This window comes from Nocardia sp. NPDC004722 (assembly GCF_053601505.1).
Map to the genome: position 1 here is coordinate 1 of NZ_JBSGBY010000040.1, position 24,583 is coordinate 24,583.

Below are 24,583 nucleotides of genomic sequence, written 5' to 3' on the forward strand. Positions count from 1 at the left end.
GGCCGAGGCTCGGTCTGCGACCTCCCCGTCTCCACCCCCGACGAGGTCCGCACCGCCCTCCTCCCGCCCGCCTCCGCCTAGCCCGCATCGTCGAGCGGCACATCCTGGAGGGGATTCGTCCGAATTCGCCTCCAGGATGTGCCACTCGGTGGTTAGTGCCGGGTGTGGGTGCCTGCTGTGATGGCGGCGGGGAGGAAGACTAGGACGGCGATGATGTGGGTGGCTCGGAAGATGCCGAGTAGTACGCCATTCGGGGTCCAGCCGGTGAAGACGTCGGAGAACTGGTGCGCCGACAGGATTGCGCCGAAGGGTTCCAGCACCAGCGACGCCAGGCCGACCGTGCCCAAGCCGACCACGAGAATCCCTCGCGCCCAAAGGCTTCCGGTCAGCATGCGGGCCGCCAGGGCGAAGACCGTCAGGTAGATCGCGGCCCGGATCAGCAGCCCGATGCCCAGCCCGGTCAGGTGCGCATCGGGTGAATCGAGTGCGATCGCCGCCCGCCCCATCGTCTCCGCCACCCCTGCGACCAGTGCCGCGACCACGGCCCGATACGCCAGAATCGCCCGCTCCGGCCGCTCCCACACCGCCGCGGAAGCCCGCTCGAACGCCCCGATTTCAGTCATACCCCCACTGTCTGCCCCCACGCCCCCACCCCGAATCCCCCGCAGGTACCACTGACACCCAGTCCTTAGGTACCACACCCGCTCGGTGCCCGGGTTATTGCGTTGCTGGGGAGCAGGGGGCGGTTCTACAGTCCGGGGCGTGTTCAGTTCATGTGCGCTGTCGGAGTTTCGGCTGGTCTCGGCCCTGGGGGCGAGCGGTTTCGAGTGGCTTGATGATTAGCGATCGGCGGCCTGGTCGGCCGCGGGTTCCCGGGGTGGGGGTGCGGCCTGCGGCTGGGCGGCCTGCGGGACACTGCCGTTGCGGCGGGGTGGGGACGGGACGTCGGTCCAGCTGGGCGTCGGCTCTTTCCGGCCGCGGAGCTGGAGAGTGTCGTGGTGGGTCCACTTCGTGCGCTCGGCGTCGCAGGCGGCGTCGATGACGGCCTGACTGGCGAGAATGCGGCGCGGGACCTGTTTGGCCTCGGTGGTGAGGCGGGCGGCCTCGTTCACGGCATCGCCGATCACGGTGAACTCCAGGCGGGTGTCGGTGCCGACATCACCGGCGAAGACCAGCCCGCGCGCGATGCCGATGCCGACCTCGAGTTCGGCCAGCGCGGCCACCTCGTCGCGGATGCGGCGGGCGGCGCGCAGGGCGGGGGTGGCGTTGTCGTCCAGAGCGATGGGCGCGCCGAAAATGCACAGTGCCGCATCGCCTTCGAACTTGTTGACCAGGCCGTGATTGTCCTCGGTCGCGGCCACCACGGTGGCGAGCAGCCGGTTCAGCTTGGCTACGAAGTCGTGCGGCGCGAGTTCGGTGGCCATCGCGACCGAACCGGTGACATCCACGAAAAGCGCTGTCACGACCCGCATATCGCCGGTCAGGCTGGTGGTGCCGGACAGTGCCCGCTCGGCCACCTCCGTGCCCACATGCCGCCCGAACACGGTCCGCATGCGTTCGCGCTCACTGAGATTGGCGGCCAGTTCGTTGACCGAATGCTCGAGCCGCCCGATCTCGCTGGTGCTGCCGATGGGCACCCGCACCTCGAGGTCGCCCTTGGCGATCCGGTCCAGCGCGTCGCGCAGGGTGTGCATGGGGCTGGCCACCGCGCGTGCCAGGGCGGCGGTGGCCACCGAGCCCGCCGACAGCCCGACCAGGGCCAGGTAGATGGCGGTGCGAATGCGGTCGGTCGCGACCGAGGTCGGGTCGGCCAGCACGGTGATCAGCATGAACAGCGGCACCGCGCCCGTCACCGCGAAGGTGACCAGCACCCGCGCCAGCACCGTGTTGCTCCAGTGCGCGGATCCCTCCAGTACCTCGGCGACCACCGGAATCGTCGGCCGGATCAGGCGATCCACGATCAGGAAGGTGAGCGCCGCCGATTCCAGTCCACCGAGGGTGAACATGGACAGCACCACCGGAAAGCTGCGCTGCTCGGTGGCGTGCGCGAAGATCGCCGCGGCCACCACCACGCCGGGCAGCCAAATGGCCAGCGCGCGAAGCGTGATCGACAGCGGCAGGTGCAGCAGTCGCCGGGCCTCCGCCTCGCTGGGTGGGCGGCGCTGATCGAGCCAGCTGAAGTAGTGCTGCCGGTCCCGGATCGCCAGCCCGATGCCGACCAGCGCGCCGATGGTCGGATAGATCGAGACCTGGACGAATGTCGACATCCATTCGCCGCCGAGCCGGCTCAGGAAGCCCGACAGCCACAGCTCGATGGAGATCACCGCGAGGCCGCCGAGATTGCACGCCATGACCACGGCCGACAGCCCACCTCGCGCCCGCAGCGCCCACAGGATGAGTCTGCTGGTCACGTCGCAGACTCTAGAGACCTTTGGGCCTGGAATGCACGTTTGTGGCTAATTACTCGGCGATCAACTTCCGAGGACCACGAGCCAGATCGCGATGTAGTGGCACAGCGCCGCGACCACCGTTGCGGCATGGAAGAACTCGTGATGCCCGAACACCTCCGGCCACGGGTCCGGCCAGCGCGAGGCGTACAGCACCCCGCCCACGCTGTAGGCGATGCCGCCCGCGAGCAACAGCAGCACCGGCGTCCAGCCGACATTGCCGATCAGCGTCCCGGCCACCGGGACGATGGCCCAGCCCAGCAGTAGATACAACGGCACCCCGACCCAGCGAGGCGCGGTGGGCCACAGCATCTTCAACGCGACCCCGCCCAGTGCTCCGGCCCAGACCACGGAAAGCAGAACGGTCCCGGCATTTCCGCGCACGCCGAGCAACGCGAACGGTGTGTAGCTACCGGCTATGAAGAGAAAAATCATGCTGTGATCAGCGCGCTTCATCCACATGCGGGCGCGCGCGGTCTTCCAGTTCACCCGGTGATAGGTCGCACTGACCCCGAACACCCCGCACACGGTGATCCCGTAGACCAGCGTCGACCACGTGGCCGTCGCCGACACCGTCGATGCCACCGACACCAGCACGATCACCGCGATCGCGGCCACGCCGACCGCCCACGCGTGAATCCACCCGCGCATCCGGGGCTTGATCAGCGCCAGCTCTTCCCGGACGGACTCGAGGACGTCCGCCACCGGGGCGGAGGTCGGCACAGCATCGGACATAAGTTCCTCCTCGGTAACCTACGGTACCGTAGGTTAATCCCGGCGGGCCCGTCCAGTGTGCCCGGTCACTGCCCGATCCAGGTGGGCATGCGGCAACAAAGCCATACCGTCCGCCCGGTGTGAAAGTTGCGACGGCTCTTTCGACGGCAAAAAACGCGGGGCGGCGGTCAGGGCGTAGGGTTGCGGCCGTGAAGGTTGCGAGTCAGGTGCGTGGACTCCCATATCGGATATACGAAGCGCGGCTGGCCAAGCAGCTGGCGGACAAACAACACCCCAGGCATGTCGCCGTGATGTGCGACGGCAACCGGCGGTGGGCGCGGGAGAACGGGTTCAGCGATATCAGCCACGGTCATCGGGTCGGTGCGCTGAAGATCGCCGAGCTGGTCGGCTGGTGTGGCGACTCCGGCATCGAGATGGTGACGCTGTATCTGCTCTCGACCGAGAACCTGCGCCGCGACTCCGACGAGCTGACCACCCTTTTCGAGGTCATCACCGACGTCGTCGACGAACTGTCTGCGCCGGAACAGGATTGGAGCGTCCGCATCGTGGGCGCGCTCGACCAGTTGCCCGCCGAGATGGCCCGGCGGCTGAGCGAGGCGGCCAAGAGCACCGAGGGCCGCACCGGCGTGCACGTGAACGTCGCCATCGGTTACGGCGGCCGCCAGGAGATCGCCGACGCGGTGCGCTCGCTGGTCCGCCAGGAGATGGACGCCGGGGAGACCGGCGAGGACCTGGTGCAGTCCATCACCGTGGACGCCATCGGCCAGCACCTCTACACCTCCGGCCAGCCCGACCCGGACCTCGTCATCCGCACCTCCGGCGAGCAGCGGCTGTCGGGATTCCTGTTGTGGCAGAGCGCGTATTCGGAGATCTGGTTCACCGAGGCGTACTGGCCGGAGTTCCGGCGCGTGGATTTCCTGCGCGCCCTGCGGGATTACGCGGCCCGACACCGCCGCTTCGGGGTATAGACACCTCTGTGATCTCGTATGCCTGCGACGGGGTCGCGGGCATACGAAGCGAGAATGATGCGGGTGGTCCCGCAACGTTCGGTGAACAGTTCCGTTGCAGTGCAACCGCTTCCGGGTTCGCCAAGTCCTTGCTCGCGTACCGTCGGATCGTATGAGCGAGCTGTACGAGGGGCAGGGTGGCCCCGCGGAAACCCAGGTCGTGGCGGTGCCGTACCTCAGCTACGAGGAGTTCGGCCGTCGTTTTCTGGAGTATGCCGCTTCCGCCGATCGCATTGCCGGGGCGTTCGAGAAGCTGACCGGGGAGGCGTTCGAGTTCGGGCCGATCGGGGCGGGGCCGGGCAAGCTCGCGAAACTCTCCGCCACCGTGCGATTGGGGCAGCCGCGGCTCAATCGCGAAGTGGACGACACCATTTCGTTCGATCTGGTGATCCCGCTCAAGGTCGATCTGCTCATCGATCTGTCGGTGGACCGTTACCCGTTCCGGGTGGACGGCACCATTCATCTGCATTTGACCGTGCGTACCGCCGAACCGCTGCGCGTGCTCATCGAGATCGCCGAGCCGCAGCCCAGCAATGTGCGCATCAATGTCGCCAGCGCGACCCGGCGCGGAGAACTACTACGCATCCTGGCCAGCGTCGATCATGAGATCCGCCGGTTCGTGGCCCGCTATATCGCCACCGAGATCCGCAAGCCGAATATCCAGGCCGCCACCGATATCGATGTCGCGGCCAGACTCGATGCCGCCTGGCGGCTCTAGAGCTTGCGCAGTCGAAGCCGGTTGATGGTGTGGTCGGAGTCCTTGCGCAGCACCAGCGTCGCGCGCGGCCGGGTCGGCAGGATGTTCTCCACCAGGTTCGGCCGGTTGATGTTGTGCCAGATCTCCTTGGCCTGGTTGACGGCTTCCTGCTCGTTGAAGTTCGCGTAGTGGTGGAAGTGCGAATCCGGGTTCTGGAAGGCGGTCTGCTGCAGCGACAGGAACCGCTGCACGTACCAGTTCTCGATGTCCTCGATGCGGGCGTCGACGTAGACGGAGAAGTCGAACAGGTCCGACACCATCAGTCGAGGACCGGTCTGCAGCACATTGAGGCCCTCGACGATGAGGATGTCGGGCTGGCGCACGCAGTGGTATTCGCCGGGAATGATGTCGTACTGCAGATGCGAGTAGACGGGCGCGCAGACCTCGTGCGCACCGGATTTCACCTCGGTGACGAAGCGCAGCAGCTTGCGGCGGTCGTAGGACTCGGGGAAGCCCTTGCGATGCATGATGCCGCGGCGGGTGAGTTCGGCTGTCGGGTACAGGAATCCGTCGGTGGTGACCAGGTCCACGCGCGGATGGTGGTCCCAGCGCGCCAGCAGCGCCTGCAGCACACGCGCGGTGGTGGACTTGCCGACGGCCACCGATCCGGCCACGCCGATCACGAACGGCACCTGACGGTCGGGGTGGGTCTCGCCGAGGAAGGTGGCGGTGGCGGCGAACAACCGCTGCCGCGCCGCGACCTGGAGGTGGATGAGACGTGCCAGCGGGAGGTAGACCTCGGCGACCTCCTCGAGGTCGATCTGCTCGCCGAGGCCGCGCAGGCCGATCAGTTCCTCTTCGGTGAGCACCAGGGGAGTCGACTTGCGCAGGGTGCGCCACTGCTTGCGGTCGAATTCCACGTAGGGGCTGGGCTCGCTCATCCGTGCCATTACCGGTGTCCCCACATTCGCGCGCCACGACAACAGCTCTCGGAAAGCCGCATCGTCGCCGTGCCCGGCGATCCGGCCAACACTCCACGCATAGCCGAATTGTGCTCGGCCTCAACATCGGGGTGAACACCAGGTGTTGCTACTCGCCGGTAACCGGAGTGGGATGGGCCACACCACAGTAGCCGGGCGCGTCCGGTGAGCCTGCGCGACAGGCTGATCCGGGCCGCCGACGGGCAGTCGATCGCATAGGGTCGAGGCATGGCAGCGCATCCACTCGTCACCGATTACCTGCGGCTGGGACTGGCCTTCGACCGGCTCGAGGAAGGGTTCGTCGACGCCTTCACCGGTGATCCGGCGCTGCGGCGCGAGGTGGAGAACGCGCCCGCGCCCGAACCGCGCGATCTCGCGCATCGAGCCGCCGCGCTGCGCAAGGAACTTCCCGACGCGGGACTGTCCGCCGAGCGCACCGAATTCCTGGACGCGCACCTGCGCGCCCTCGAATGCTCCGGACGCAAATTCGCGGGCGAGGACATCGGCTTCATCGACGAGGTGGCCGCCTACTTCGACGTGGACATCGCGCCCGGCGATGTCGAGGACTACCGCGAGGCGCACCGGCAGCTCGACGAGGTGCTGCCCGGCGAGGGCGTCCTGCTCGACCGCATCACCGCGCACCGCCGCCAGGACGAGATCCCGCCCGAGCGGCTGCAGGAATGCGTGGCCGCCTTCTCCGGCGCGCTGCGCGAACTCGTGCGCGAGCGGTATCCGCTGCCGGACAACGAGCATGTGGAATACGAAGTGGTAGGCGACAAGCCGTGGTCGGGCTTCAACTACTACCTGGGCAACTACCAGTCCCGGGTCGCCATCAACTCCGACCTCAAGCAGCACATGTCGCAGTTGCCGCACCTGATCGCGCACGAGTCGTACCCGGGGCATCACACCGAACACTGCCGCAAGGAAGCCGGATTGGTGGGCGCGGGCCAGGATGAGCAGACGCTGTTCGTGGTCAACACCCCGCAGTGCCTGATGGCCGAGGGTCTCGCGGACCTGGCCTTGAAGTCGATCGTCGGGCCGGGCTGGGGTCGTTGGGCGCAGGAGATCTACGCCGATCTGGGGCTGCGTTTCGACGGTGAACGCGCCGAACGGATTTCGACCGCGTCCGCGAATCTGCTGAGCGTGCGCCAGGATGCGGCGCTACTGCTGCACGACCGCCATCGTGAAGCCGATGAGGTGGCGGAGTTCATGCAGCGCTGGAGCCTGATCACGCCCGAGCGTGCCCGGCAGTCGCTGCGCTTCCTGTCCTCCCCGCTCTGGCGGGCCTACATCTCCACGTATGTGGAGGGCTACCGACTGCTGGGCGGCTGGCTGGATCGCGCGGCGGATGCCGAGGATCGCTCCGACCGGTTCCGTCGTCTGCTCGACGAACCCCTCACCCCGGGCGCGATCCGACGCATGTGAAACGCGCTCGCGTCCCGGGATAGGATGGCCGGACCGCGACTGGCGCATTCGAGGTGGAATCAACCACCGGGAAGCACGAAGTCCGGCACCGCGCGCCTGGGTGCCTGGCGATCCCGACATCATTCGGGGTACCCGAAAGCGGAGGTGTGCCATGAGCGACACAACCAACCCCTCGATCGGCGCGGCGGCAGCGGCCAATACACTCGGCGGCGTGACCCAGACGAGCGCCTCTGTCAACAGCCAGTCCCTCGCCGAACTCGACCCCGAGGTCGCCGCCGCGATGGGAGGGGAGCTCGCTCGCCAGCGCGACACCCTCGAGATGATCGCCTCGGAGAACTTCGTGCCGCGCGCGGTGCTGCAGGCGCAGGGCAGCGTGCTCACCAACAAGTACGCCGAGGGCTACCCGGGCCGCCGCTACTACGGCGGCTGCGAGAACGTCGACATCGTCGAGGATCTGGCCCGCGCCCGCGTCACCGAACTGTTCGGCGCGGAATACGCCAACGTCCAGCCGCATTCGGGCGCGCAGGCCAATGCCGCGGTGCTGCACGCGCTGATGACCCCGGGCGAGAAGCTGCTCGGCCTCGACCTCGCGCACGGCGGCCACCTCACCCACGGCATGCGCCTGAACTTCTCCGGCAAGCTGTACGAGGTGCACGCCTACGGCGTCTCCAAGGAAGACCACCGCGTCGACATGGACGAGGTGCGTCGCCTGGCCAAGGAGACCCAGCCGAAGGTGATCGTCGCCGGTTGGTCCGCCTACCCGCGGCAGCTGGACTTCGCGGCCTTCCGTGAGATCGCCGACGAGGTCGGCGCGTACCTGTGGGTCGACATGGCGCACTTCGCGGGACTCGTTGCCGCGGGCCTGCATCCGTCGCCCGTCCCGCACGCGCACGTGGTGTCCTCCACCGTGCACAAGACCCTCGGCGGCCCGCGCTCCGGCCTGATCCTGGCCAAGGAGGAGTTCGCCAAGAAGCTGAACTCCGCGGTGTTCCCGGGCCAGCAGGGCGGCCCGCTCATGCACGCCATCGCCGCCAAGGCCGTGGCCTTCAAGATCGCCGGGACCCCCGAGTTCGCGGAACGCCAGGCGCGCACCATCTCCGGCGCGAAGATCCTCGCCGAGCGCCTGACCCAGGACGACGCCAAGGCGAAGGGCATCACCGTCCTCACCGGCGGCACCGACGTGCACCTGGTCCTGGTCGACCTGCGCAACTCGCAGCTCGACGGCCAGCAGGGCGAGGACCTCCTGCACGAAATCGGAATCACCGTGAACCGCAACGCCGTTCCGTTCGACCCCCGCCCGCCGATGGTCACCTCCGGCCTCCGCATCGGCACCCCGGCTCTGGCCACCCGAGGCTTCGGCGACGCCGAATTCACCGAGGTAGCCGAGATCATCGCCGCCGCCCTCACCGGCTCCGCCGACCTCGACTCCCTGCGCCAGCGCGTCGCCAAACTGGCCCAGGACTTCCCCCTCTACGAGGGCCTCGAGGACTGGCGCCTGCTCGGCTGATCGCCGAAAGACCAAGAGCCCGCCCCGATCTCACGATCGGGGCGGGCTCTCGTCTGTGGCGGCGGCCCTCGATCTACGGGTCGTGGCCGTACGAGTTGTAGTGATACTGCTGGCTGTAGCCCTGGGGCGCGTCATCGTCCTCGGTCGCTTCAGCCGCCTTGGCCGTGGCCTCGGCGTCCTTGATCGATGCGGTCTCGCCGGCGGGCGGATCCTTGTCGGCCATGATGCGATTCCTCCGTGTCTTCGAGTCTTCGAGCGCGGATGAGACTGTCAGTGTCCCGCCGTGACCGGCGGTGTCGCAGGGAAAGCGGCGGACCCCGGCTGCGAACCCTGCGAAGGCGCTAGAGCCTGGCCAGGCGGGGGATGGGGCCGAACTTGCCTCGGCGGAAGTCCAGGAATGCCTGCTCGATGTCGTCGCGGGTGCCCATGACGAAGGGGCCGCCGAAGACGATTCGCTCGCCGATCGGCTTGCCGGAGAACAGCATCAGGGTGGTTGGGTGGTCCGGGTTGGTGGCGATGAGTTCTAGGCCGGTGGGGTCGGTGCCGTCCATCGGGTCGGACCAGGCGATCTGGCCGTCTACGAGCGGGGTGCCGCCGACGGTGGCGTCGCCCTGGACGGCGTAGACGAAGGCGCGGTCCTCCGGAGACAGGATCGGGGTATAGCGGCTGCCGGGCTCCAGGGTTACGAGCAGACCTGTTATCGGCCACTGGTTTTCGGCCGGTCCGGTGATGCCGGATTGGCTGCCGGAGACCACGCGGACCAGAACGCCGGGCGCTTCGATGCGCGCTTGATCGGCCAGTCGCAGGTCCTGGTAGTGGGTTTCGGTCATGCGCTGGCCGTTGGGGAGATTCAGCCACAGCTGCAGGGTGTGGGCGAATTCGTTGTGGTAGGCCAGTTCTCGGTGGATGATGCCGCGTCCGGCGGTCATCCATTGGACGTCGCCGGGTTCGAGGGAGCCCGCGTGGCCGAGGCTGTCGCCGTGTTCGAGCATGCCGTCGAGGACGACAGTGACCGTTTCCAGGCCGCGGTGCGGATGCCATTCGAAACCGGGGGTGGAGAACCAGTCTTCGGCCATGAGCAGGAACGGGTCGGTGCGGGTGACGTCGTCGGGGGCGATGATCAGCGCGTTCTTGTCGACCTGATCGGTCGGCCCGCCCATGGCCTTGGTGCGGACGCGATCGACCTTGCGTGCGACGGCTGTGGTCATGCTCACTCCTCTCAGCGGCCGGAGGGGCTCCGGATTTCGGTGACGCATCAACCAACTGAGTAGGGGGTGGGGGTATTCCCAGAGTGTGGGAACCCCCGGTCAGAACGCGAAGAACCGTTTCCGGCCACCGGTGAGCGCCGGAGCGTCGGCGCGCACGGTCGCGATCAGCTGCTTCGGATCCGGATTCACCCAGTTCCGTTGGCTGGAGCCGTCCCGTAACACCACGGTCGGCACCGTCTCGTTCCCGTCGGCGACCGAGCGCACGAACGCCGCCGCATCCGGGTCCTCCCAGATGTTCACTTCCCGGTGCACGATGCCGTGGCGGTTGAGCGTATTGCGCATCCGTGAGCAGTACGGGCACCCGGGGCGGCGATAGACGACTAGTTCCGGGGCGGCGTCGGCGGTCATATCGGGAGTGTACGTCCGGCGCGAAACCCGCTGCCGGATAACCGAATCAGGCGTGCTTGGCCAGATAGTCGACGTACATCGGGCGCAGCACCTCGCCGATCTTGCCTTCGCCGGCGTGGGCGTAGTCGTCGAGGATGGGCAGCACGTACTTGATGTCGGCCTCGCTCTCGCCGAGATCCCCGGCGGCGGCCTCGGCGGCCGGAATGGACTTCAGCAGCTCCCACAGGAACTTGATATCGCCGCGCCGGGCCGCGAGCTTCACGGCGCGGTCGTGCAGTTCCTTGGTGGGAAGGCTGTCCAGATCCTGAGTTTCGGCCATGACGTCGACTCTAATGGAGGGCATGACAGCGCAACCGAACTACCGGGTCAAGCGCGTGTACGACGCCCCCGACGCCGATGACGGCCGGCGCGTGCTGGTCGATCGACTCTGGCCGCGCGGCCTCAGCAAACAGGCGGCGGAGATAGACGAGTGGGCCAAGGATGTGACCCCCACTACGGAGCTCCGCAAATGGTTTCATGCCGATCCTCTGACACGCCGTGCCGAGTTCGAACGGAGGTATCGAATCGAACTCGCCGACGACGAGCATCGAGCGGGGTTGGCGCGCTTGCGCCAAGAGGCCGCCGAGGGCCCGTTGACGCTGGTCACGGCAACAAAGGAACCCGAGCGCAGCCACCTCCCGGTACTGCTCGCTGAATTGCGCGAAACACGCAGAGCGGACAGGCGTTAACGCGATCTTCACCAATGTGCCCGACAGTCGGGGAGCCGGATCTCGATTTCGGCGGTAGCGTCGGGGGTGCGGGCCGCGTAGGTGTGGCTCGTACGGGAGGTCCTGATCGTGACTGAGCAACTCAGTGCGAGGGGGCCGGCACCCGGCCCTCGGGTCGTACGACCCCAAGGCTGACCGGCCCAGCGAGAACGCTCGCGCGGTGTCGCGCGAGTGGCAAAGGAGCCCACCGTGACTGATGCACGCTCCGTCAACGCTCCCGCCCGGGACGCGGACTCTCACCAGGGTCTGCCGACCAAAACGCAGGGAGTTCGCGCCTCGCAGTCGTCCGATTCCGGACCGAAAACCTTCGTTGTGGATACGTCGGTACTGCTTTCCGACCCTTGGGCACTGACCCGCTTCGGCGAGCATCACGTGGTGCTGCCGCTCGTGGTGATCAGTGAACTCGAGGCCAAACGTCACCACCACGAACTCGGCTGGTTCGCTCGCGAGGCGCTGCGCATGCTCGACGACATGCGATTGGCGCACGGTCGGCTCGATCAGCGGGTGTCGGTCGGCACCCAGGGCGGGACACTCCAAGTGGAGTTGAACCACACCGACCCCACCGTACTGCCCGTCGGATTCCGCACGGACAGTAACGATTCCCGCATTCTGGCCTGCGCGCTCAACCTGGCCGCCGAGGGCCAGACCGTGGTGCTGGTGTCCAAGGACATCCCGCTGCGCGTCAAAGCGAGCGCGGTCGGCCTGCAAGCCGACGAATACCACGCGCAGGACGTGGTCACCTCCGGGTGGACCGGCATGGTGGAGCTCGAGGTGGCCCCGGCCATCGTCGACAAGCTCTACGCCGACTCCGTCATCGACCTGGACGAGGCGCGGGATATGCCCTGCCACACCGGAATTCGCATGCTCTCCCCGCGCGGCAGCGCACTGGCGAGGGTGACTCCGGACAAGCGGGTGCAGCTGGTGCGCGGCGACCGCGAAGCCTTCGGGCTGCACGGCCGCTCGGCCGAACAGCGCATCGCACTGGATCTGCTGCTGGACGAGAGCATCGGCATCATCTCGCTCGGCGGCCGGGCCGGTACCGGCAAATCGGCGCTCGCGCTGACCGCCGGACTCGAGGCCGTGCTGGAACGGCGCACGCATCGGAAGGTGGTGGTGTTCCGTCCGCTGTACGCGGTGGGTGGACAGGAGCTCGGCTATCTGCCGGGCTCCGAAGCCGACAAGATGGGACCGTGGGCGCAGGCCGTCTTCGACACCCTCGAGGGGCTGGCCAGCCCCGAGGTGATGGAGGAGGTGCAGGCGCGCGGCATGCTGGAAGTGCTGCCGCTCACCCACATTCGCGGACGCTCGCTGCACGACTCCTTCGTGATCGTGGACGAGGCGCAGTCCCTGGAACGCAATGTGCTGCTCACGGTGCTGAGCCGTTTGGGCAGCGGCTCGCGGGTGGTGCTCACCCACGACGTCGCCCAGCGCGACAACCTGCGGGTCGGACGGCACGACGGCGTGGCCGCCGTGATCGAAAAGCTCAAGGGCCACCCGTTGTTCGCGCACGTCACCCTCACCCGCAGTGAGCGCTCGCCGATCGCGGCGCTGGTGACCGAGATGCTGGAGGAGTTCGGGCCCAACTCCTGACGGCCCCTGAATGAATGAGCCGCCCGGCCGGAGAGCGACTCGCCCTCCGGCCGGGCGATCTTTCAGCGTGTGTTTCGGATCCCCGGCGGCGGGGTAATTTTCGGTGGAATTTTCCAGCTCGGCCGCACTTTTCGGGAGGATGGAAATGCACCACCACTTCGCTCGACGCACGGCTGGCATCATCGCGGCACTCGCGGTCGTGACCGCGCTCGGCGCGGGTTGCGACAAGAACAAGGACAGCAACTCGGCGTCCGCCACGACCACCACCACGGCGGCCGCGGCAACGACTACCGCAGAAACCAAGATCTCCACTCCGAACGGCGAAATCACGCTCAGCGGAGCAATTCTCGACAAGTACAACCAGATGGGCGGCGCCACCAGCCCGCTCGGCATGCCCACCGGCGCGGCCAAGGAAGCGCCCGACGGCGGCTGGGTCCAGGAGTTCGACGGCGGCGCCGTCTACGCCAGCTCCGCGCACGGCACCCACGTGGTGTGGGGCGAGATCCGCAAGGCGTGGGAGGACAACGGCGGCGCCAGCGGCAAACTCGGCTACCCCACCAGCGACGAATACGACATCGCGGGCGGCAAGCAGAGCGACTTCAGCGGCGGCTCCATCACCTGGGTCGACAACAAGACCACGGTCACCGAGAAGTAGCGGCCCGGGTTCGGGGCGCTCCCTCATCGCGCCCCGAACCCCGGTTCTTCATAGCGGATGTGAATAGTTGCGAAGATCCCCACATTTGCCCGAATACCGCTAGGTTGTTCCGGTGCAGAATGCTTTGTCGGATCGGGACCTGCTGGTAGCGCTCGCGCAAGAGGTGGAGGACAACCTCGAGCGCCACATCGCCGTCGCCGCGGAGTGGCAGCCCCATGACTACGTGCCGTGGGCCGATGGCCGCAACTTCGCCTTCCTCGGCGGAACCGATTGGGAGCCTTCGCAATCCGAACTGAGCGAGGTCGCCAAGACGGCGCTCACCGTGGGCGTGCTGATCGCCGACAATCTGCCCGCGTATCACCGCGAACTCGGCAAGTACCTCAACCGCGGCCCGTGGTGGCGCTGGGTCGGCCGCTGGACCGCGGAGGAGAACCGGCACGAGATCCTCATCCGCAACTACCTCATGGTGACCCGCGCCGTCGATCCGATCGCGCTGGAGCGGATGCGCATGGCGCACATGACCACCGGCTTCCGCCGCCCCGGCATGCACCTGCTCGACGTGCTCGCCGCCGTCGCCTTCGAGGAGGCCGCCGCCGCGGTCCGCCACCGCAACACCGCGCGGCAGGCCGACAATGTCATCGTCGCCACCATCGCCGACCGCCTGGCCGCCGACGACGAACTCCAGGCCGTCTTCTTCGCCAACCTGGTCACCGCCGCCCTCGACCTGGCCCCCGACCAGACCGTGCGCGCCATCGCCGACCGCATCGCCGACTTCCACGTCCCCACCGTCGAACTCGCCAACGGCCGCAACAGCGACGACGTCCTCGCCGAGGCAGGCATCTACAACCGCGCCGACGAGCCCGCGCTCGTCTTCACCCCGCTGCTCGACCAGTGGAAGATCTTCACCCGCACCGACTTCGGCGAGGAAGGCGAGAAGGCCCGCGCCGAACTCGCCCACCTCCGCCCGAGCGCGTGACCCCTGACCCAAATCCCGCGCTACTGAGCCCCGATCGGGCCCCTCTTGCGTGGTTCGATGCCGACGCCCGCCGCGATTACGCGGCGGGCGTCGCGCTTTCAGCGGGGGAGGACCGAGCGGATGAGGCCGACGACGGTGCCGCGCAGGAAGTTCTCCCAGCTGAAGTGGTCGTGCCACAGGACGATTCGGCCGTCGCGGAAGGCGAAGGTGCCGCAGACCCAGAAGGAGATCTCGATCGGGCCCATGCGCAGGTAGTCGGTGCGTTCGGTGAGGACGGTGCCGTCCTCGGTGGCCGCGATGTGGTGCATGTCGGCGCGGAAGCCGTAGCGGGGGCTGTTGAGGGCGTTGAGCACCCAGCGCACCCGATCCACGCCCTTGATGTCGGGAAGCGAGGTGTTCTTCCAGACGATGTTCGGGTCGACCAGCTCCAGGGCCTCGCCCACGATCTTCATCTCCATCGCCGCGAAGAATTCGCGCACGGTGGTGACCGGATCCTGCTTCAACTCGGGTAGCTCTGACATCTGCCGAGCGTAAGCCGAAAGTGGGCCGCGGCACAGGGGTCTCGGGTGAACTCGCGTCGCGTCTCGGTCAGCCCTCGCGTCGCGATTCGATGAGCGCCGCCAGGCCGTCGAGGATGCGGTCGAGGCCGAAGGTGAGGGCATTCTCCGCCTCGGGATCGGGCGTGGCGCCCATGGCCGCCGCGAGCGCCGCGATGGCATGCGGGAAGCGTTCGGCCTGGGCCGACAGCACCGTGCCGAGTTCGCGTGCGAGCTGCTCCTCGGCCGGATCGTCGCCCGTGGTGGCCGCGGTCTGCTGGGCGACCGAGCGGGCGTGGCCCAACAGCAGCGCCACCGAGTCGAACTGCTCGGAGTAGCTCAGCCCGGTGTCGCCCAGCACGCTCAAAGCCGTGTCCAACCAGGCCAATTCATTGGGACCCATGGGCCGGATGCCCGCGGTCAGCTCGCCCGCCCACGGGTGGCCGACCACCCGCTCGTAGAAGGTCTCCGCCCACGGCCGCAGGTACGCGCGCCACGGCTGCGGCGAATTCGCCTGGTCGGCAGTGATTTCCGGGGGCCCGCCGAGCGCGGTGTCGATCATGAGCGCGGTGAGCTCGGTCCGCCCCGGGACGTAGCGATACAGCGCCATCTTCGCGCAACCCACCCGTTCGGCCAGTCGCGCCATGGACAGATTGGCCAGCCCTTCCGAGTCGGCGATCTCGATGGCGTCGGCGACGATGCGCTCCAGCGTGAGGGAGGGTTTCGGGCCACGTCGGGGGCGGTCGGGGGTGCCCCAGAGCAGTTCGAGGGTGGTCGGTGCAGCCATGGTCGCCATCTTTCCGGATCACGGGGTTGACAAGAAACTGCGTCCACCATACGCTCTTAAACATCAACAGCGTCCGACGGACGCAGTTATCGAAGGAGCCACCGAAATGCGCAACACCACCGTCCTCATCTCCGGAGCCAGCGTCGCCGGTCCCGCCCTCGCCTACTGGCTGAACCGCTACGGCTTCCAGGTGACCGTGGTCGAGAAGTCCCCCGCCCTGCGCAGCGGCGGCCAGGCCGTGGACTTCACCGGCGAGACCCACATGACCGTGCTCGAGCGGATGGGCGTGCTCGACGACATCAAGCGCCGCCAGACCGGCAAGACCGACTGGGTGCTGGTCGACGAGAGCGGCACCGAACAGGCCGTCATGGCGGGCGAATTCCTCGGCGGTGACATCGAGATCCTGCGCGGCGACCTGGCCGAGGTCCTCTACAGCCGGACCGCCGACGAATGCGAATACCTCTTCGGCGACACCGTCACCGGACTGCGCGAGACCGCCGACGGGGTGGTCGTCGACTTCCAGCACGCGCCCACCCGGGTCTTCGACCTGGTCTTCGGCTGCGACGGCATCCACTCCCGGGTGCGCAAGCTCGCCTTCGGGCCAGAAGCCGACTACGTCACCCACGACGGCTACTACTACGCCATCGCCGGGGCCTCGGTCTGGAAGGGCATGCCGGAGGGCGATCGCGACCGTGCCCGCGCCCTCGGCTGCAACACCCCCGGGCGCTTCGCCATGAACGGCGGCAACAAGGCCCAGCAGATGTACCTGTTCGCCTCGCCCGAACTCGACTACTCCCGCGACGACTTCGATCAGCAGCGCGGCATCGTCGCCGAGCGCTTCGCCGGAATGGGCTGGGAGGTGCCGCAAATGCTCGCCGAGCTGCCGCACCTGGACGACTTCTACCTGGATGCCATCGCCAAGGTGAAGATGAAGAACTTCAGCAACGGCCGGGTGGCCCTGATCGGCGACGCCGCGCACGGGCACACGCTCAACGGCTTCGGCACCGGTTCGGCGATCGTCGGGGCCTACGTGCTGGCCGGGGAACTGGCCGCGGCCGACGGGGACTACACCGTGGCGTTCGCGCGCTACGAGGAGATCATGAAGCGCCTGCTGCGCAAGGCCGAGGAGGCGGCCCCGGGCCGGTTCATCGCCCCGCGCACCGCGCGTGGCCTGCGCTTCCGCAACTGGTTCGTGCGCTCCCGCGGCTTCAAGCTGATGGTGAAGTTCGGTGAGAACGCCAAGAACGACATCGAGCTCATCGATTACCCGGGGCAGGTGAGCGCGTCATCTCGTGAGGCGCGGTGATTTCGTGAGGTCGGGTGATCGAACAACCCACATGGATATGGCGGCCAGGGCCGCCATATCCATGCGTATGGAGTTCAGAGAATTCCGAGGATCGTAAAGATCGTCGCGCCTGCGCCGGCGAGACCAAGGGCGGCGAGGAAGCCCGCGAGTGCTAGCAACATGGTTCTATCCTTTCCTGGATCATCCGCGGTTGCGGACACTCAGCTAATCGCAAGCTATGAGTGATCCGTTTCACAGTCTGTTTCAGAAAAAGAAAATAGGTTGCTGACCGGGCTCGGTTCTCGAATTACTACTTCGAGTCGTCGACTTTCGCCATCGAGAGCACGTCAAGACGGCGGTCCAGCTCCTCGACGGGGAGCTTGTCGCTGATCAGGCCCCGATCGATGACCGTCTGGCGGATTGTTTTCTTCTCCTTCAGCGCCTGCTTGGCCACCGCCGCCGCCTCTTCATAACCGATCGCGGAATTGAGCGGAGTCACGATCGAGGGGGAGGATTCGGCCAGCTGCCGCAGGTGCTCGACATTCGCCACGAGCCCCGAAACGCACTTATCAGCGAACAATCGGGAAACATTGGCCAGCAGTCGAATCGACTCCAGGACATTCCGGGCCATCACGGGGATATAGACATTCAATTCGAAAGCGCCGTTACCGCCGCCCCAGGCAATGGCCGCGTCATTTCCGATGACCTGAGCGGCCACCTGAGTAACCGCCTCCGGGAGAACGGGATTCACCTTGCCCGGCATGATCGAGGAGCCCGGCTGCAAATCGGGCAGTTGGAGTTCGCCCAATCCGGTGAGCGGGCCGGAACCCATCCAGCGAATGTCGTTGGCGATCTTGGTGAGTGAGATGGCCACCGTGCGCAACGCACCCGACAGCTCCACCAGCCCGTCGCGGGCCGCCTGCGCCTCGAAATGGTCCCGAGCCTCCGACAGATGATCCACCCCGGTCGACTTCACCAGCTCCGCAACGACTTTCGCGCCGAAACCGGCGGGCGCGTTGAGACCGGTGCCGACCGCGGTCCCGCCGATGGCCAGCTCGCCCACCCGCGGCAGCGTCGCCAGCAGCCGCTCGATGCCCGCGCTCACCTGCCGGGTGTAGCCGCCGAACTCCTGGCCCAGCGTCACCGGAACCGCGTCCATCAGGTGGGTGCGGCCGGACTTGACCGTGTACTTCCACTCCTGCGACTTGTCCAGCAGGGCCAGCCGCAGATGGTCCAGCGCCGGGATCAGATCCCGGATCACGGCCTCCGAGGCGGCGAGATGGGTTGCGGTGGGGAAAGTGTCGTTGGACGACTGCGACATGTTCACGTCGTCGTTGGGGTGCACGGTGACGCCGTCGCGGGCCGCGATGCTCGCGATCACCTCGTTGGCGTTCATGTTGGAGCTGGTGCCGGAACCGGTCTGGAAGACGTCGATAGGGAACTGGTCGTCATGGCGGCCGTCGGCGATCTCGGTCGCGGCGGCGATGATGGCGTCCGCCTTCGCCTTGTCCAGCAGCCCCAGATCCCGGTTCACCGCGGCCGCCGCCGCCTTCAGCAGGCCGAGCGCGCGAATCTGCGCGCGCTCCAGGCCGCGTCCGCTGATCGGGAAGTTCTCCACCGCCCGCTGAGTCTGAGCCCGCCACAACGCGTCGACGGGAACGCGGACTTCGCCCATCGTGTCGTGCTCGATCCGGTACTGCGTCTCATCGGTCATGAAATCGACCCTATGCCCGTCCCGGACCCCGTGGGGGTGCCACGCCTGAGGCAATCCGCACACTCGCGGAGGGAATACGAAAAACCGCCCCGGCGGCACGGATCCACCGGGGCGGCAAGCTATTTCGCAGGTCAGGGCAGCGGCGGAGTGGCGTGCTCGTCGCCCAGGAAGTCCACCGACGCGTATTCGCGCAGCTTGGTCAGGCGGTGGTAGGCGTCGACCATGCGGACGGTGCCGGACTTGGCGCGCATCACGATGGACTGGGTGTACGCGCCGCCACCGTAGTAGCGCACGCCCTTGAGCAGATCGCCGTCGGTGACACCGGTCGCGCTGAAGAAGACGTCGTCGCCGGAGACCAGATCATTGGTGCCGAGGATGCGATCCAGGTCGTGGCCCGCGTCGATGGCCTTCTGCTTCTCGGCCTCGTCCTTCGGGGCCAGCTTGCCCTGCAGCGCGCCGCCCAGGCAGCGCATGGCGGCCGCGGCGATGATGCCCTCGGGGGTGCCGCCGATGCCGATCAGCATGTCCACGCCCGATTCCGGACGGGCACAGGCGATCGCGCCCGCGACGTCACCGTCGGAGATGAGGCGGATGCGGGCGCCGGCCTCGCGGACCTGCTTCATGTAGTCGGCGTGGCGGGGACGGTCCAGGATGCAGACGGTGAGGTCTGAGACCGAGGAGTTCTTGGCCTTCGCGACCCGGCGTAGGTTCTCCGCGATCGGGGCCGATAGGTCGATCACATCGGCGGCGTCGGGGCCGACGGCGATCTTCTCCATGTAGAACACGGCCGAGGGATCGAACATCGCGCCGCGCTCGGCGACCGCGAGGACCGAGATCGCGCCGGGAGAGCCCTTGGCCATCAGGGTGGTGCCGTCGATCGGGTCGACCGCGAAATCCAGTTCCGCGCCGGTGCCGTCGCCGACCAGCTCACCGTTGTAGAGCATGGGCGCTTCGTCCTTCTCGCCCTCACCGATCACCACGATGCCGCGCATCGAGACGGTCGCCACCAACTGCCGCATGGCATCGACGGCCGCGCCGTCGCCGCCCTCCTTGTCACCCCGGCCGACCCAACGGCCCGCGGCCATGGCCCCGGCCTCGGTGACACGGACCAATTCCATCGCTAGGTTGCGGTCCGGTGCCTCACGGCGGCTGGATGCGGTCATGACGAGAGCCTCCTTGGTTGTCTAAAGCTGGGTAAATTGTCGCATTGCCGATTTCGGCTCTCGGCAAGTACTGACGTTTCACTTCCGGGCCGGTCATGGCTCTTTACGGATGCTGCCGTACGGAAACGATTGCGCGACCGGCCCTGTGAGCAGGGTCGCACTCGGGTGCCGTGGATACTGGGGGCGTGTCGTACCAAAAGCCGCGCACTCAGCACGATTACAAGGATCTGATCTGGTCCCTGGCTCCGCTGGTGCTGATCTGCCTGGTCATCGCGGGCATCGCCAGTCAGTGCTCGTTCTCCACGGGCGGCCCCAAGCAGGGGCAGATCCCGAACTTCGACGCGAAGGCGGCGCTCACCGACGACGCGCGGCTGATGCCCTTCCCGATCCGGCTACCGGTACTGCCCGACGACGGCGACGACAAGTGGACGCCCAACTCCGGCAGCCACTTCACCATCACCGGAACCGGGGGCGGTGACGTCAGCACCGTCGGCTACATCACGCCGCAGGGCACCTACATGCAGCTGAGTCAGTCCAACGCGAGCGTCGACGCGCTCGCCACCAAGTACGCCCCCACCCCGAAGTCGACCGGCACCCAGCAGCACGGCGACCACATGTGGAACGTCTACGCCGAACAGGGCTCCGAACCCGCGTGGATCGCCGACTTCGGCGACGTCCGAGTCCTGATCAAGGGCGCGGGCAACGGCAATGCCTTCGACACCCTCGCCGCCGCGGTGGTGCGGGCCCAGCCGCTGCCGCACACCTAGGCGGTCACTCCCGCGTCACTCCTGCGGAGTCCGGTGCGCCAGCGCGTCTTCGACGCGTTTGCGGGCACCGGCCAGATGCTGCTCGCAGCGGGTGGCCAACGCCTCGCCGCGCTCCCAGAGCGCGAGGGAATCGTCGAGATCCATGCCGCCCTGCTCCAGCATCTTCACGACATTGACGAGCTCGTCACGGGCGCGCTCGTAGCCGAAGGTGGCGATCTCGGCGCGGTCGTCGGTCAGGGCGCGGTCGTCGGTCATTCGGAGTCCTTTCGGGACGGACGGGGGACAAGGGACTGCGCGCCGAGCGCGGCGGCGGAGATCGCGCCGTCGGCCACGCGGATGCGGAGCTGGGTGCCGGGCGGCGAATCCTCGATGGCGCGGACCACCTCGCGGTCCTTGCCGTTGACCCGCTGCACCACCGCGTAACCGCGGGCCAGGGTGGCGGCCGGGCCGACCGCGGACAGTTTCTCGCGCAGGTGCCGGGTGGTGGTGGATTCACCGTTGAGTAGGTGGTCGATGGCCCGCTGCCCGTTCGCGCGCAGGCGCTCGACCTCGTCGTGCCGCTGATCCAGCAGGCGCAGCGGATCGGCCAGCACGGGCCGGGAACGCATTTGGGTCAGGGCGCGGGACTCGCGATCCACCCAGCCGCGCAGGGCCGCCGCGGCCCGGGCCCGAAACTCCTGCAGCAGCGCGGTTTCGGCGGCCGCGTCGGGGACGATGCGCTTGGCGGCATCGGTGGGGGTGGCGGCGCGCAGGTCGGCGACATAGTCCGAGATCGGATTGTCCGGTTCGTGGCCGATGGCGCTGACGATCGGGGTGGTGGCGGAAACGATCGCGCGGCACAGGGTCTCATCGGAGAACGGCAGCAGATCCTCGACACTGCCGCCGCCACGCGCCAGCACGATCACATCCACCTCCGGATTCGCGTCCAGGGCGGCGATGGCCTCCAGGATCTGCGGCACCGCGGTCGGGCCCTGCACGGCGGTATTGCGGATCTCGAAGCGCACCGCGGGCCAGCGCTGGGTCGCCACCGTCACCACGTCGTGCTCGGCGGCGCTGGCGCGGCCGGTGATCAGGCCGATGCGATTGGGCAGGAACGGGATCGGACGCTTGAGCCGCGGATCGAACAGGCCCTCCGCGGACAGCAGCGCCTTCAACCGCTCGATGCGGGCCAGCAGCTCGCCGATGCCCACCGGGCGAATCTCGGTGACCCGCAACGACACCGTGCCGCGGCCGGTGAAGAACGACAGCTTGCCGTAGACGACGACCCGGCTGCCCTCCTGCAACGGCACCGCCGAGCTACGCAGCAACTCCGGATCACACGTCACCGACAGCGACATGTCCGCGGCCGTATCCCGCAGCACCAGAAACGCGGTGCGGGTCCCGGGGCGCACATTCATCTGGGTGATCTGACCCTCCACCCACACCGCGCCCAGCCGGTCGATCCACTGCGCCACCTTCACCGCGATGGTCCGCACCGGCATCGGATTCTCGGCGGTGGAGCTCGGCGGCTTCGCGGGCGTATCGGTGGTCACCACACCGATTCTGTCAGTGCCCACCGACTGCACTCACACAACGCCCCGACACCGGATTCGCGCGGTGCCCACTTCCCGCGAATCCGGTGAGACGAAACGCGCCGGCCGCCCGAGCCGAAGCTCAGCCGACCGGCACTGGTCGAGCACCGCCGCGGCGGCATGATCGGGTCCGGGGTGGAGCCCCGCAATCTCGAGGGGTTTCAGGGGCAAAGCCCCTGAGAGTCAACGAGAGTTGTTCACCGTCGCGATCCGGTTCGTCAGCATGGTGACGAAGGGGGCGCGGTCGGTGGTCTCCTGCTCGTAGGCGAGGAGGGCGGCCAGGTCGTCCACGCTGAGCTGACGCAGACGCGCGCGCAGCTGGGCGATGGAGAGGTTGGCGTAGTCGAAGCGGGCCGCCACTTCCGGCTCGGTCACCACGTGGCCGTTGTGGCCGTTGGTGGAAGCCGTTGTGGGGGCCGGGGTTTCGGCGGTCTCCGGTTCGGCGGCCTCCTGCGCGGCCGACTCGGCGACAACCGGTTCAGGTTCGGCGGGCACCGGCTCGGCTTCGGCCGCAACGGGTTCGGCGGCGGCCGCTGCGACCGGCGCCGCGGCCTCCTCGGTGGCCGGTTCCGGCTCCGTAAAGAGGTCGAAACGGCTCTGCCGTACCGATTCGGAAGCGAAGCTCGGCGTTTGCTCGTCGTCCTCGTCCTCATCGAACGTGGCCCACGCCGGCTGCTCTTCCGGCTGGTTGATCAAACGGTCGAAAACGGCGTCGCCCTTGAGAGCGAGGCTGGTCACGAACTGCTGGAGGTGCATGGTCGTCTGCAGCATCTGGCTGATCGCGGTGATCGGGAAATTGATTGCGTTGGTCGGTAGCCGACGAGTTTCCTCGAGGGCATAGACGGCAGCCCCGGCGGCGACCCGGGCCAGGAACGGAGGTCGGAACATGCCCCTAGCCTGCCCGAAACGCCGTGTGATGCAAAGGCGAGAACCCACAAAAAGTGATTGTGACCCTAGCCTCCGCGCGAATGGGCTTCGGGGCGCACACGTATTCTGTGGGGCATGTCCTCGGCAATCCCTTTGAACGTCGGAATCGTCCGGTCGGCGGCGGGTGATGCCGACGCTCCCAAGCGAGTACTGCTCGCGGAGCCGCGCGGCTACTGCGCCGGTGTGGACCGGGCCGTAGAAACGGTGGAGAAGGCGCTCGAAAAGCACGGCGCCCCCATCTATGTCCGCAAGGAGATCGTGCACAACCGGCACGTGGTGGAGACGCTGCGCGAGCGCGGTGTGATCTTCGTCGACGAGACCGACGAGGTGCCGCACGGCGCGCTCGTGGTGTTCTCGGCGCACGGCGTGTCCCCGGCCGTGCACGAATCGGCCGCCGAGCGGAACCTGCACACCATCGACGCCACCTGCCCGCTGGTGACCAAGGTGCACCAGGAGGCCAAGCGGTTCGCGCGCGACGATTTCGACATCCTGCTCATCGGCCACGAGGGCCACGAGGAGGTGGAGGGCACCGCGGGCGAGGCGCCCGAGCACGTGCAGCTGGTGGACGGTCCGGACGCCGTCGATCAGGTCACCGTGCGCGACGAGAACAAGGTGATCTGGCTGTCGCAGACCACCTTGTCGGTGGACGAGACCATGGAGACGGTCAACCGGCTGCGGCAGCGCTTCCCCAAGCTGCAGGATCCGCCGAGCGACGACATCTGCTACGCGACCTCCAACCGGCAGACCGCGGTCAAGGCGATGGCGCCCGAATGCGATCTGGTGATCGTGGTCGGCTCGCGCAACTCGTCGAACTCGGTCCGGCTGGTCGAGGTCGCGCTGACCGCCGGGGCGCGGGCCGCCTATCTGGTCGATTACGCGCGTGAGGTCGACACCGCCTGGTTCGAGGGTGTCCGCACCATCGGCGTCACCTCGGGCGCGTCGGTACCGGAGATTCTGGTGGAGGGCGTGCTGGACCTGTTGGCCGAACACGGTTTCGGTTCGGTGGTGCCGGTCACCACCGCCAATGAGACCCTGGTCTTCTCCCTGCCGCGAGAACTGCGTACCGCGCGGGCATAACGTCCGGGACATCGGCGACGAAAAACATTCGCGCCCTCCACATTCGTTGTGGAGGGCGCGAATTGCTGTCGGTCTGAAGTTATTTCGTGCCGAACTTCCGGATTGCCGGAAATCTACGGCGCGAGTTGCTCAGCGTTCGATGCGGCCGGAATCGCGTTCGCGATAGCGCACATTCGGGCGCGGGTGCGGCGGCAGGTCGCCCGGCTGGGCACGACGGCGTCGGCCACCCTCACCCGGGGCCGGGCTGCGTTCCGGGGCGGCGGCGTGGCGTTCGGTACCGCGGCCCGCGGCCTGCTCGGGGCTCTGCGCGCGACGGCGGCGGCCACCCTCGGCCGGAGTCTGCTCCGGTGCGGG

The 24,583-nt window shown here is 67.6% G+C and carries 26 protein-coding genes, 1 pseudogene and 1 riboswitch; of the genes and pseudogenes, 11 read left to right on the top strand and 16 right to left on the bottom strand.

Annotated elements, in window-relative coordinates:
• Nucleotides 1–152: 152 nt before the first annotated feature.
• The 3 genes from ACWELQ_RS07000 to trhA form a co-directional block, all read right to left on the bottom strand.
• Entirely contained in the window at nucleotides 153–623 is a 471-nt protein-coding gene (locus tag ACWELQ_RS07000; protein ID WP_452396105.1) for a hypothetical protein, read from the bottom strand.
• A gap of 216 nt (nucleotides 624–839) precedes the next feature.
• Nucleotides 840–2,411: an adenylate/guanylate cyclase domain-containing protein gene (locus tag ACWELQ_RS07005; RefSeq protein ID WP_452396106.1), complete on the bottom strand. Its 1,572-nt coding sequence runs from the start codon at nucleotides 2,409–2,411 to the stop codon at nucleotides 840–842.
• Between the two features lie 60 nt (nucleotides 2,412–2,471).
• A complete protein-coding gene (gene trhA, locus ACWELQ_RS07010) occupies nucleotides 2,472–3,182 on the bottom strand; it encodes a PAQR family membrane homeostasis protein TrhA (protein WP_452396107.1) in 711 nt (236 codons plus the stop codon).
• A 188-nt stretch (nucleotides 3,183–3,370) separates the two neighbouring features.
• Between trhA and ACWELQ_RS07015 the strand changes: the two genes are divergently transcribed.
• Both ACWELQ_RS07015 and ACWELQ_RS07020 read left to right on the top strand, forming a co-directional pair.
• Nucleotides 3,371–4,150 carry an isoprenyl transferase gene (locus ACWELQ_RS07015; protein ID WP_452396108.1) on the top strand — a complete coding sequence of 260 codons (780 nt, stop codon included), beginning with the start codon at nucleotides 3,371–3,373 and terminating at the stop codon, nucleotides 4,148–4,150.
• Nucleotides 4,151–4,301: 151 nt separating this feature from the next.
• On the top strand, nucleotides 4,302–4,907 hold the full coding sequence (locus ACWELQ_RS07020) for a hypothetical protein (RefSeq protein WP_452396109.1): 606 nt from the start codon (nucleotides 4,302–4,304) through the stop codon (nucleotides 4,905–4,907).
• On the opposite strand, the gene coaA is transcribed toward ACWELQ_RS07020, so the two are convergent.
• On the bottom strand, nucleotides 4,904–5,836 hold the full coding sequence (gene coaA / locus ACWELQ_RS07025; RefSeq protein ID WP_452396110.1) for a type I pantothenate kinase: 933 nt from the start codon (nucleotides 5,834–5,836) through the stop codon (nucleotides 4,904–4,906). The genes ACWELQ_RS07020 and coaA overlap by 4 nt on opposite strands.
• Nucleotides 5,837–6,094: 258 nt before the next feature.
• Here coaA and ACWELQ_RS07030 point away from each other — a divergent pair, with 258 nt between their 5' ends.
• On the top strand, nucleotides 6,095–7,291 hold the full coding sequence (locus tag ACWELQ_RS07030; protein ID WP_452396111.1) for a DUF885 domain-containing protein: 1,197 nt from the start codon (nucleotides 6,095–6,097) through the stop codon (nucleotides 7,289–7,291).
• A gap of 25 nt (nucleotides 7,292–7,316) precedes the next feature.
• Nucleotides 7,317–7,400: riboswitch (ZMP/ZTP riboswitch) on the top strand.
• A 102-nt stretch (nucleotides 7,401–7,502) separates the two neighbouring features.
• Nucleotides 7,503–8,798 carry a serine hydroxymethyltransferase gene (gene glyA / locus ACWELQ_RS07035; protein WP_452396128.1) on the top strand — a complete coding sequence of 432 codons (1,296 nt, stop codon included), beginning with the start codon at nucleotides 7,503–7,505 and terminating at the stop codon, nucleotides 8,796–8,798.
• A gap of 73 nt (nucleotides 8,799–8,871) precedes the next feature.
• On the opposite strand, the gene ACWELQ_RS07040 is transcribed toward glyA, so the two are convergent.
• The 4 genes from ACWELQ_RS07040 to ACWELQ_RS07055 all read right to left on the bottom strand — a co-directional run bounded on the left by ACWELQ_RS07040 (nucleotide 8,872) and on the right by ACWELQ_RS07055 (nucleotide 10,733).
• Nucleotides 8,872–9,021: a hypothetical protein gene (locus ACWELQ_RS07040; protein ID WP_452396112.1), complete on the bottom strand. Its 150-nt coding sequence runs from the start codon at nucleotides 9,019–9,021 to the stop codon at nucleotides 8,872–8,874.
• 118 nt (nucleotides 9,022–9,139) lie between these two features.
• On the bottom strand, nucleotides 9,140–10,006 hold the full coding sequence (locus ACWELQ_RS07045; RefSeq protein WP_452396113.1) for a pirin family protein: 867 nt from the start codon (nucleotides 10,004–10,006) through the stop codon (nucleotides 9,140–9,142).
• A gap of 99 nt (nucleotides 10,007–10,105) precedes the next feature.
• Nucleotides 10,106–10,414: a glutaredoxin domain-containing protein gene (locus tag ACWELQ_RS07050; protein ID WP_452396114.1), complete on the bottom strand. Its 309-nt coding sequence runs from the start codon at nucleotides 10,412–10,414 to the stop codon at nucleotides 10,106–10,108.
• A gap of 46 nt (nucleotides 10,415–10,460) precedes the next feature.
• The gene (locus ACWELQ_RS07055) at nucleotides 10,461–10,733 is read right to left on the bottom strand and encodes a hypothetical protein (protein ID WP_452396115.1); all 273 of its coding nucleotides are present in this window, start codon (nucleotides 10,731–10,733) and stop codon (nucleotides 10,461–10,463) included.
• Nucleotides 10,734–10,755: 22 nt separating this feature from the next.
• Between ACWELQ_RS07055 and ACWELQ_RS07060 the strand changes: the two genes are divergently transcribed.
• The 4 genes from ACWELQ_RS07060 to ACWELQ_RS07075 all read left to right on the top strand — a co-directional run bounded on the left by ACWELQ_RS07060 (nucleotide 10,756) and on the right by ACWELQ_RS07075 (nucleotide 14,402).
• A complete protein-coding gene (locus ACWELQ_RS07060; protein WP_452396116.1) occupies nucleotides 10,756–11,142 on the top strand; it encodes a DUF488 domain-containing protein in 387 nt (128 codons plus the stop codon).
• 285 nt (nucleotides 11,143–11,427) lie between these two features.
• The gene (locus ACWELQ_RS07065; RefSeq protein WP_452396129.1) at nucleotides 11,428–12,771 is read left to right on the top strand and encodes a PhoH family protein; all 1,344 of its coding nucleotides are present in this window, start codon (nucleotides 11,428–11,430) and stop codon (nucleotides 12,769–12,771) included.
• A 145-nt stretch (nucleotides 12,772–12,916) separates the two neighbouring features.
• Nucleotides 12,917–13,426, top strand: a complete 510-nt coding sequence (locus ACWELQ_RS07070) for an LGFP repeat-containing protein (RefSeq protein WP_452396117.1) — start codon at nucleotides 12,917–12,919, stop codon at nucleotides 13,424–13,426.
• 112 nt (nucleotides 13,427–13,538) lie between these two features.
• Nucleotides 13,539–14,402 carry an acyl-ACP desaturase gene (locus tag ACWELQ_RS07075; RefSeq protein ID WP_452396118.1) on the top strand — a complete coding sequence of 288 codons (864 nt, stop codon included), beginning with the start codon at nucleotides 13,539–13,541 and terminating at the stop codon, nucleotides 14,400–14,402.
• A 98-nt stretch (nucleotides 14,403–14,500) separates the two neighbouring features.
• Here the strand turns inward: ACWELQ_RS07075 and ACWELQ_RS07080 are convergent, their stop codons facing one another.
• Together ACWELQ_RS07080 and ACWELQ_RS07085 are read right to left on the bottom strand one after the other, a co-directional pair.
• Entirely contained in the window at nucleotides 14,501–14,923 is a 423-nt protein-coding gene (locus ACWELQ_RS07080; protein ID WP_452396119.1) for a limonene-1,2-epoxide hydrolase family protein, read from the bottom strand.
• 67 nt (nucleotides 14,924–14,990) lie between these two features.
• Nucleotides 14,991–15,725, bottom strand: a complete 735-nt coding sequence (locus tag ACWELQ_RS07085; RefSeq protein WP_452396120.1) for a TetR/AcrR family transcriptional regulator — start codon at nucleotides 15,723–15,725, stop codon at nucleotides 14,991–14,993.
• Between the two features lie 106 nt (nucleotides 15,726–15,831).
• Here ACWELQ_RS07085 and ACWELQ_RS07090 point away from each other — a divergent pair, with 106 nt between their 5' ends.
• On the top strand, nucleotides 15,832–17,031 hold the full coding sequence (locus ACWELQ_RS07090) for an FAD-dependent monooxygenase (RefSeq protein ID WP_452396121.1): 1,200 nt from the start codon (nucleotides 15,832–15,834) through the stop codon (nucleotides 17,029–17,031).
• Nucleotides 17,032–17,320: 289 nt separating this feature from the next.
• Here ACWELQ_RS07090 and ACWELQ_RS07095 read toward each other — a convergent pair whose 3' ends face one another.
• Both ACWELQ_RS07095 and glpX read right to left on the bottom strand, forming a co-directional pair.
• Nucleotides 17,321–18,724 (bottom strand): class II fumarate hydratase, encoded by a 1,404-nt coding sequence (locus tag ACWELQ_RS07095; protein WP_452396122.1) that lies wholly within the window; start codon nucleotides 18,722–18,724, stop codon nucleotides 17,321–17,323.
• Nucleotides 18,725–18,855: 131 nt separating this feature from the next.
• The gene (glpX, locus tag ACWELQ_RS07100; protein WP_452396123.1) at nucleotides 18,856–19,887 is read right to left on the bottom strand and encodes a class II fructose-bisphosphatase; all 1,032 of its coding nucleotides are present in this window, start codon (nucleotides 19,885–19,887) and stop codon (nucleotides 18,856–18,858) included.
• A 185-nt stretch (nucleotides 19,888–20,072) separates the two neighbouring features.
• On the opposite strand from glpX, the gene ACWELQ_RS07105 reads away from it, so the two are divergent.
• Nucleotides 20,073–20,654 carry a DUF4245 domain-containing protein gene (locus ACWELQ_RS07105; protein WP_452396124.1) on the top strand — a complete coding sequence of 194 codons (582 nt, stop codon included), beginning with the start codon at nucleotides 20,073–20,075 and terminating at the stop codon, nucleotides 20,652–20,654.
• A 15-nt stretch (nucleotides 20,655–20,669) separates the two neighbouring features.
• Here ACWELQ_RS07105 and ACWELQ_RS07110 read toward each other — a convergent pair whose 3' ends face one another.
• The 3 genes from ACWELQ_RS07110 to ACWELQ_RS07120 all read right to left on the bottom strand — a co-directional run bounded on the left by ACWELQ_RS07110 (nucleotide 20,670) and on the right by ACWELQ_RS07120 (nucleotide 23,113).
• The gene (locus tag ACWELQ_RS07110; protein ID WP_452396125.1) at nucleotides 20,670–20,909 is read right to left on the bottom strand and encodes an exodeoxyribonuclease VII small subunit; all 240 of its coding nucleotides are present in this window, start codon (nucleotides 20,907–20,909) and stop codon (nucleotides 20,670–20,672) included.
• Nucleotides 20,906–22,135, bottom strand: a complete 1,230-nt coding sequence (gene xseA / locus ACWELQ_RS07115) for an exodeoxyribonuclease VII large subunit (protein WP_452396130.1) — start codon at nucleotides 22,133–22,135, stop codon at nucleotides 20,906–20,908. Before xseA ends, ACWELQ_RS07110 begins: the two co-directional genes overlap by 4 nt.
• A gap of 273 nt (nucleotides 22,136–22,408) precedes the next feature.
• On the bottom strand, nucleotides 22,409–23,113 hold the full coding sequence (locus ACWELQ_RS07120; protein ID WP_452396126.1) for a lipid droplet-associated protein: 705 nt from the start codon (nucleotides 23,111–23,113) through the stop codon (nucleotides 22,409–22,411).
• A 114-nt stretch (nucleotides 23,114–23,227) separates the two neighbouring features.
• On the opposite strand from ACWELQ_RS07120, the gene ACWELQ_RS07125 reads away from it, so the two are divergent.
• On the top strand, nucleotides 23,228–24,229 hold the full coding sequence (locus ACWELQ_RS07125; RefSeq protein ID WP_452396127.1) for a 4-hydroxy-3-methylbut-2-enyl diphosphate reductase: 1,002 nt from the start codon (nucleotides 23,228–23,230) through the stop codon (nucleotides 24,227–24,229).
• Between the two features lie 129 nt (nucleotides 24,230–24,358).
• Here the strand turns inward: ACWELQ_RS07125 and ACWELQ_RS07130 are convergent.
• A pseudogene (locus ACWELQ_RS07130) lies at nucleotides 24,359–24,583 on the bottom strand (hypothetical protein); the annotation flags it as partial.

Coding starts and splice junctions, on each gene's coding strand:
- ACWELQ_RS07000 (WP_452396105.1), bottom strand. CDS start 623: ATGACTGAAATCGGGGCGTTCGAGCGGGCTTCCGCGGCGGTGTGGGAG.
- trhA (WP_452396107.1), bottom strand. CDS start 3,182: ATGTCCGATGCTGTGCCGACCTCCGCCCCGGTGGCGGACGTCCTCGAG.
- ACWELQ_RS07020 (WP_452396109.1), top strand. CDS start 4,302: ATGAGCGAGCTGTACGAGGGGCAGGGTGGCCCCGCGGAAACCCAGGTC.
- coaA (WP_452396110.1), bottom strand. CDS start 5,836: ATGGCACGGATGAGCGAGCCCAGCCCCTACGTGGAATTCGACCGCAAG.
- ACWELQ_RS07030 (WP_452396111.1), top strand. CDS start 6,095: ATGGCAGCGCATCCACTCGTCACCGATTACCTGCGGCTGGGACTGGCC.
- ACWELQ_RS07040 (WP_452396112.1), bottom strand. CDS start 9,021: ATGGCCGACAAGGATCCGCCCGCCGGCGAGACCGCATCGATCAAGGAC.
- ACWELQ_RS07045 (WP_452396113.1), bottom strand. CDS start 10,006: ATGACCACAGCCGTCGCACGCAAGGTCGATCGCGTCCGCACCAAGGCC.
- ACWELQ_RS07050 (WP_452396114.1), bottom strand. CDS start 10,414: ATGACCGCCGACGCCGCCCCGGAACTAGTCGTCTATCGCCGCCCCGGG.
- ACWELQ_RS07055 (WP_452396115.1), bottom strand. CDS start 10,733: ATGGCCGAAACTCAGGATCTGGACAGCCTTCCCACCAAGGAACTGCAC.
- ACWELQ_RS07060 (WP_452396116.1), top strand. CDS start 10,756: ATGACAGCGCAACCGAACTACCGGGTCAAGCGCGTGTACGACGCCCCC.
- ACWELQ_RS07070 (WP_452396117.1), top strand. CDS start 12,917: ATGCACCACCACTTCGCTCGACGCACGGCTGGCATCATCGCGGCACTC.
- ACWELQ_RS07080 (WP_452396119.1), bottom strand. CDS start 14,923: ATGTCAGAGCTACCCGAGTTGAAGCAGGATCCGGTCACCACCGTGCGC.
- ACWELQ_RS07085 (WP_452396120.1), bottom strand. CDS start 15,725: ATGGCTGCACCGACCACCCTCGAACTGCTCTGGGGCACCCCCGACCGC.
- ACWELQ_RS07090 (WP_452396121.1), top strand. CDS start 15,832: ATGCGCAACACCACCGTCCTCATCTCCGGAGCCAGCGTCGCCGGTCCC.
- ACWELQ_RS07095 (WP_452396122.1), bottom strand. CDS start 18,724: ATGACCGATGAGACGCAGTACCGGATCGAGCACGACACGATGGGCGAA.
- glpX (WP_452396123.1), bottom strand. CDS start 19,887: ATGACCGCATCCAGCCGCCGTGAGGCACCGGACCGCAACCTAGCGATG.
- ACWELQ_RS07110 (WP_452396125.1), bottom strand. CDS start 20,909: ATGACCGACGACCGCGCCCTGACCGACGACCGCGCCGAGATCGCCACC.
- xseA (WP_452396130.1), bottom strand. CDS start 22,135: ATGCCGGTGCGGACCATCGCGGTGAAGGTGGCGCAGTGGATCGACCGG.
- ACWELQ_RS07120 (WP_452396126.1), bottom strand. CDS start 23,113: ATGTTCCGACCTCCGTTCCTGGCCCGGGTCGCCGCCGGGGCTGCCGTC.
- ACWELQ_RS07125 (WP_452396127.1), top strand. CDS start 23,228: ATGTCCTCGGCAATCCCTTTGAACGTCGGAATCGTCCGGTCGGCGGCG.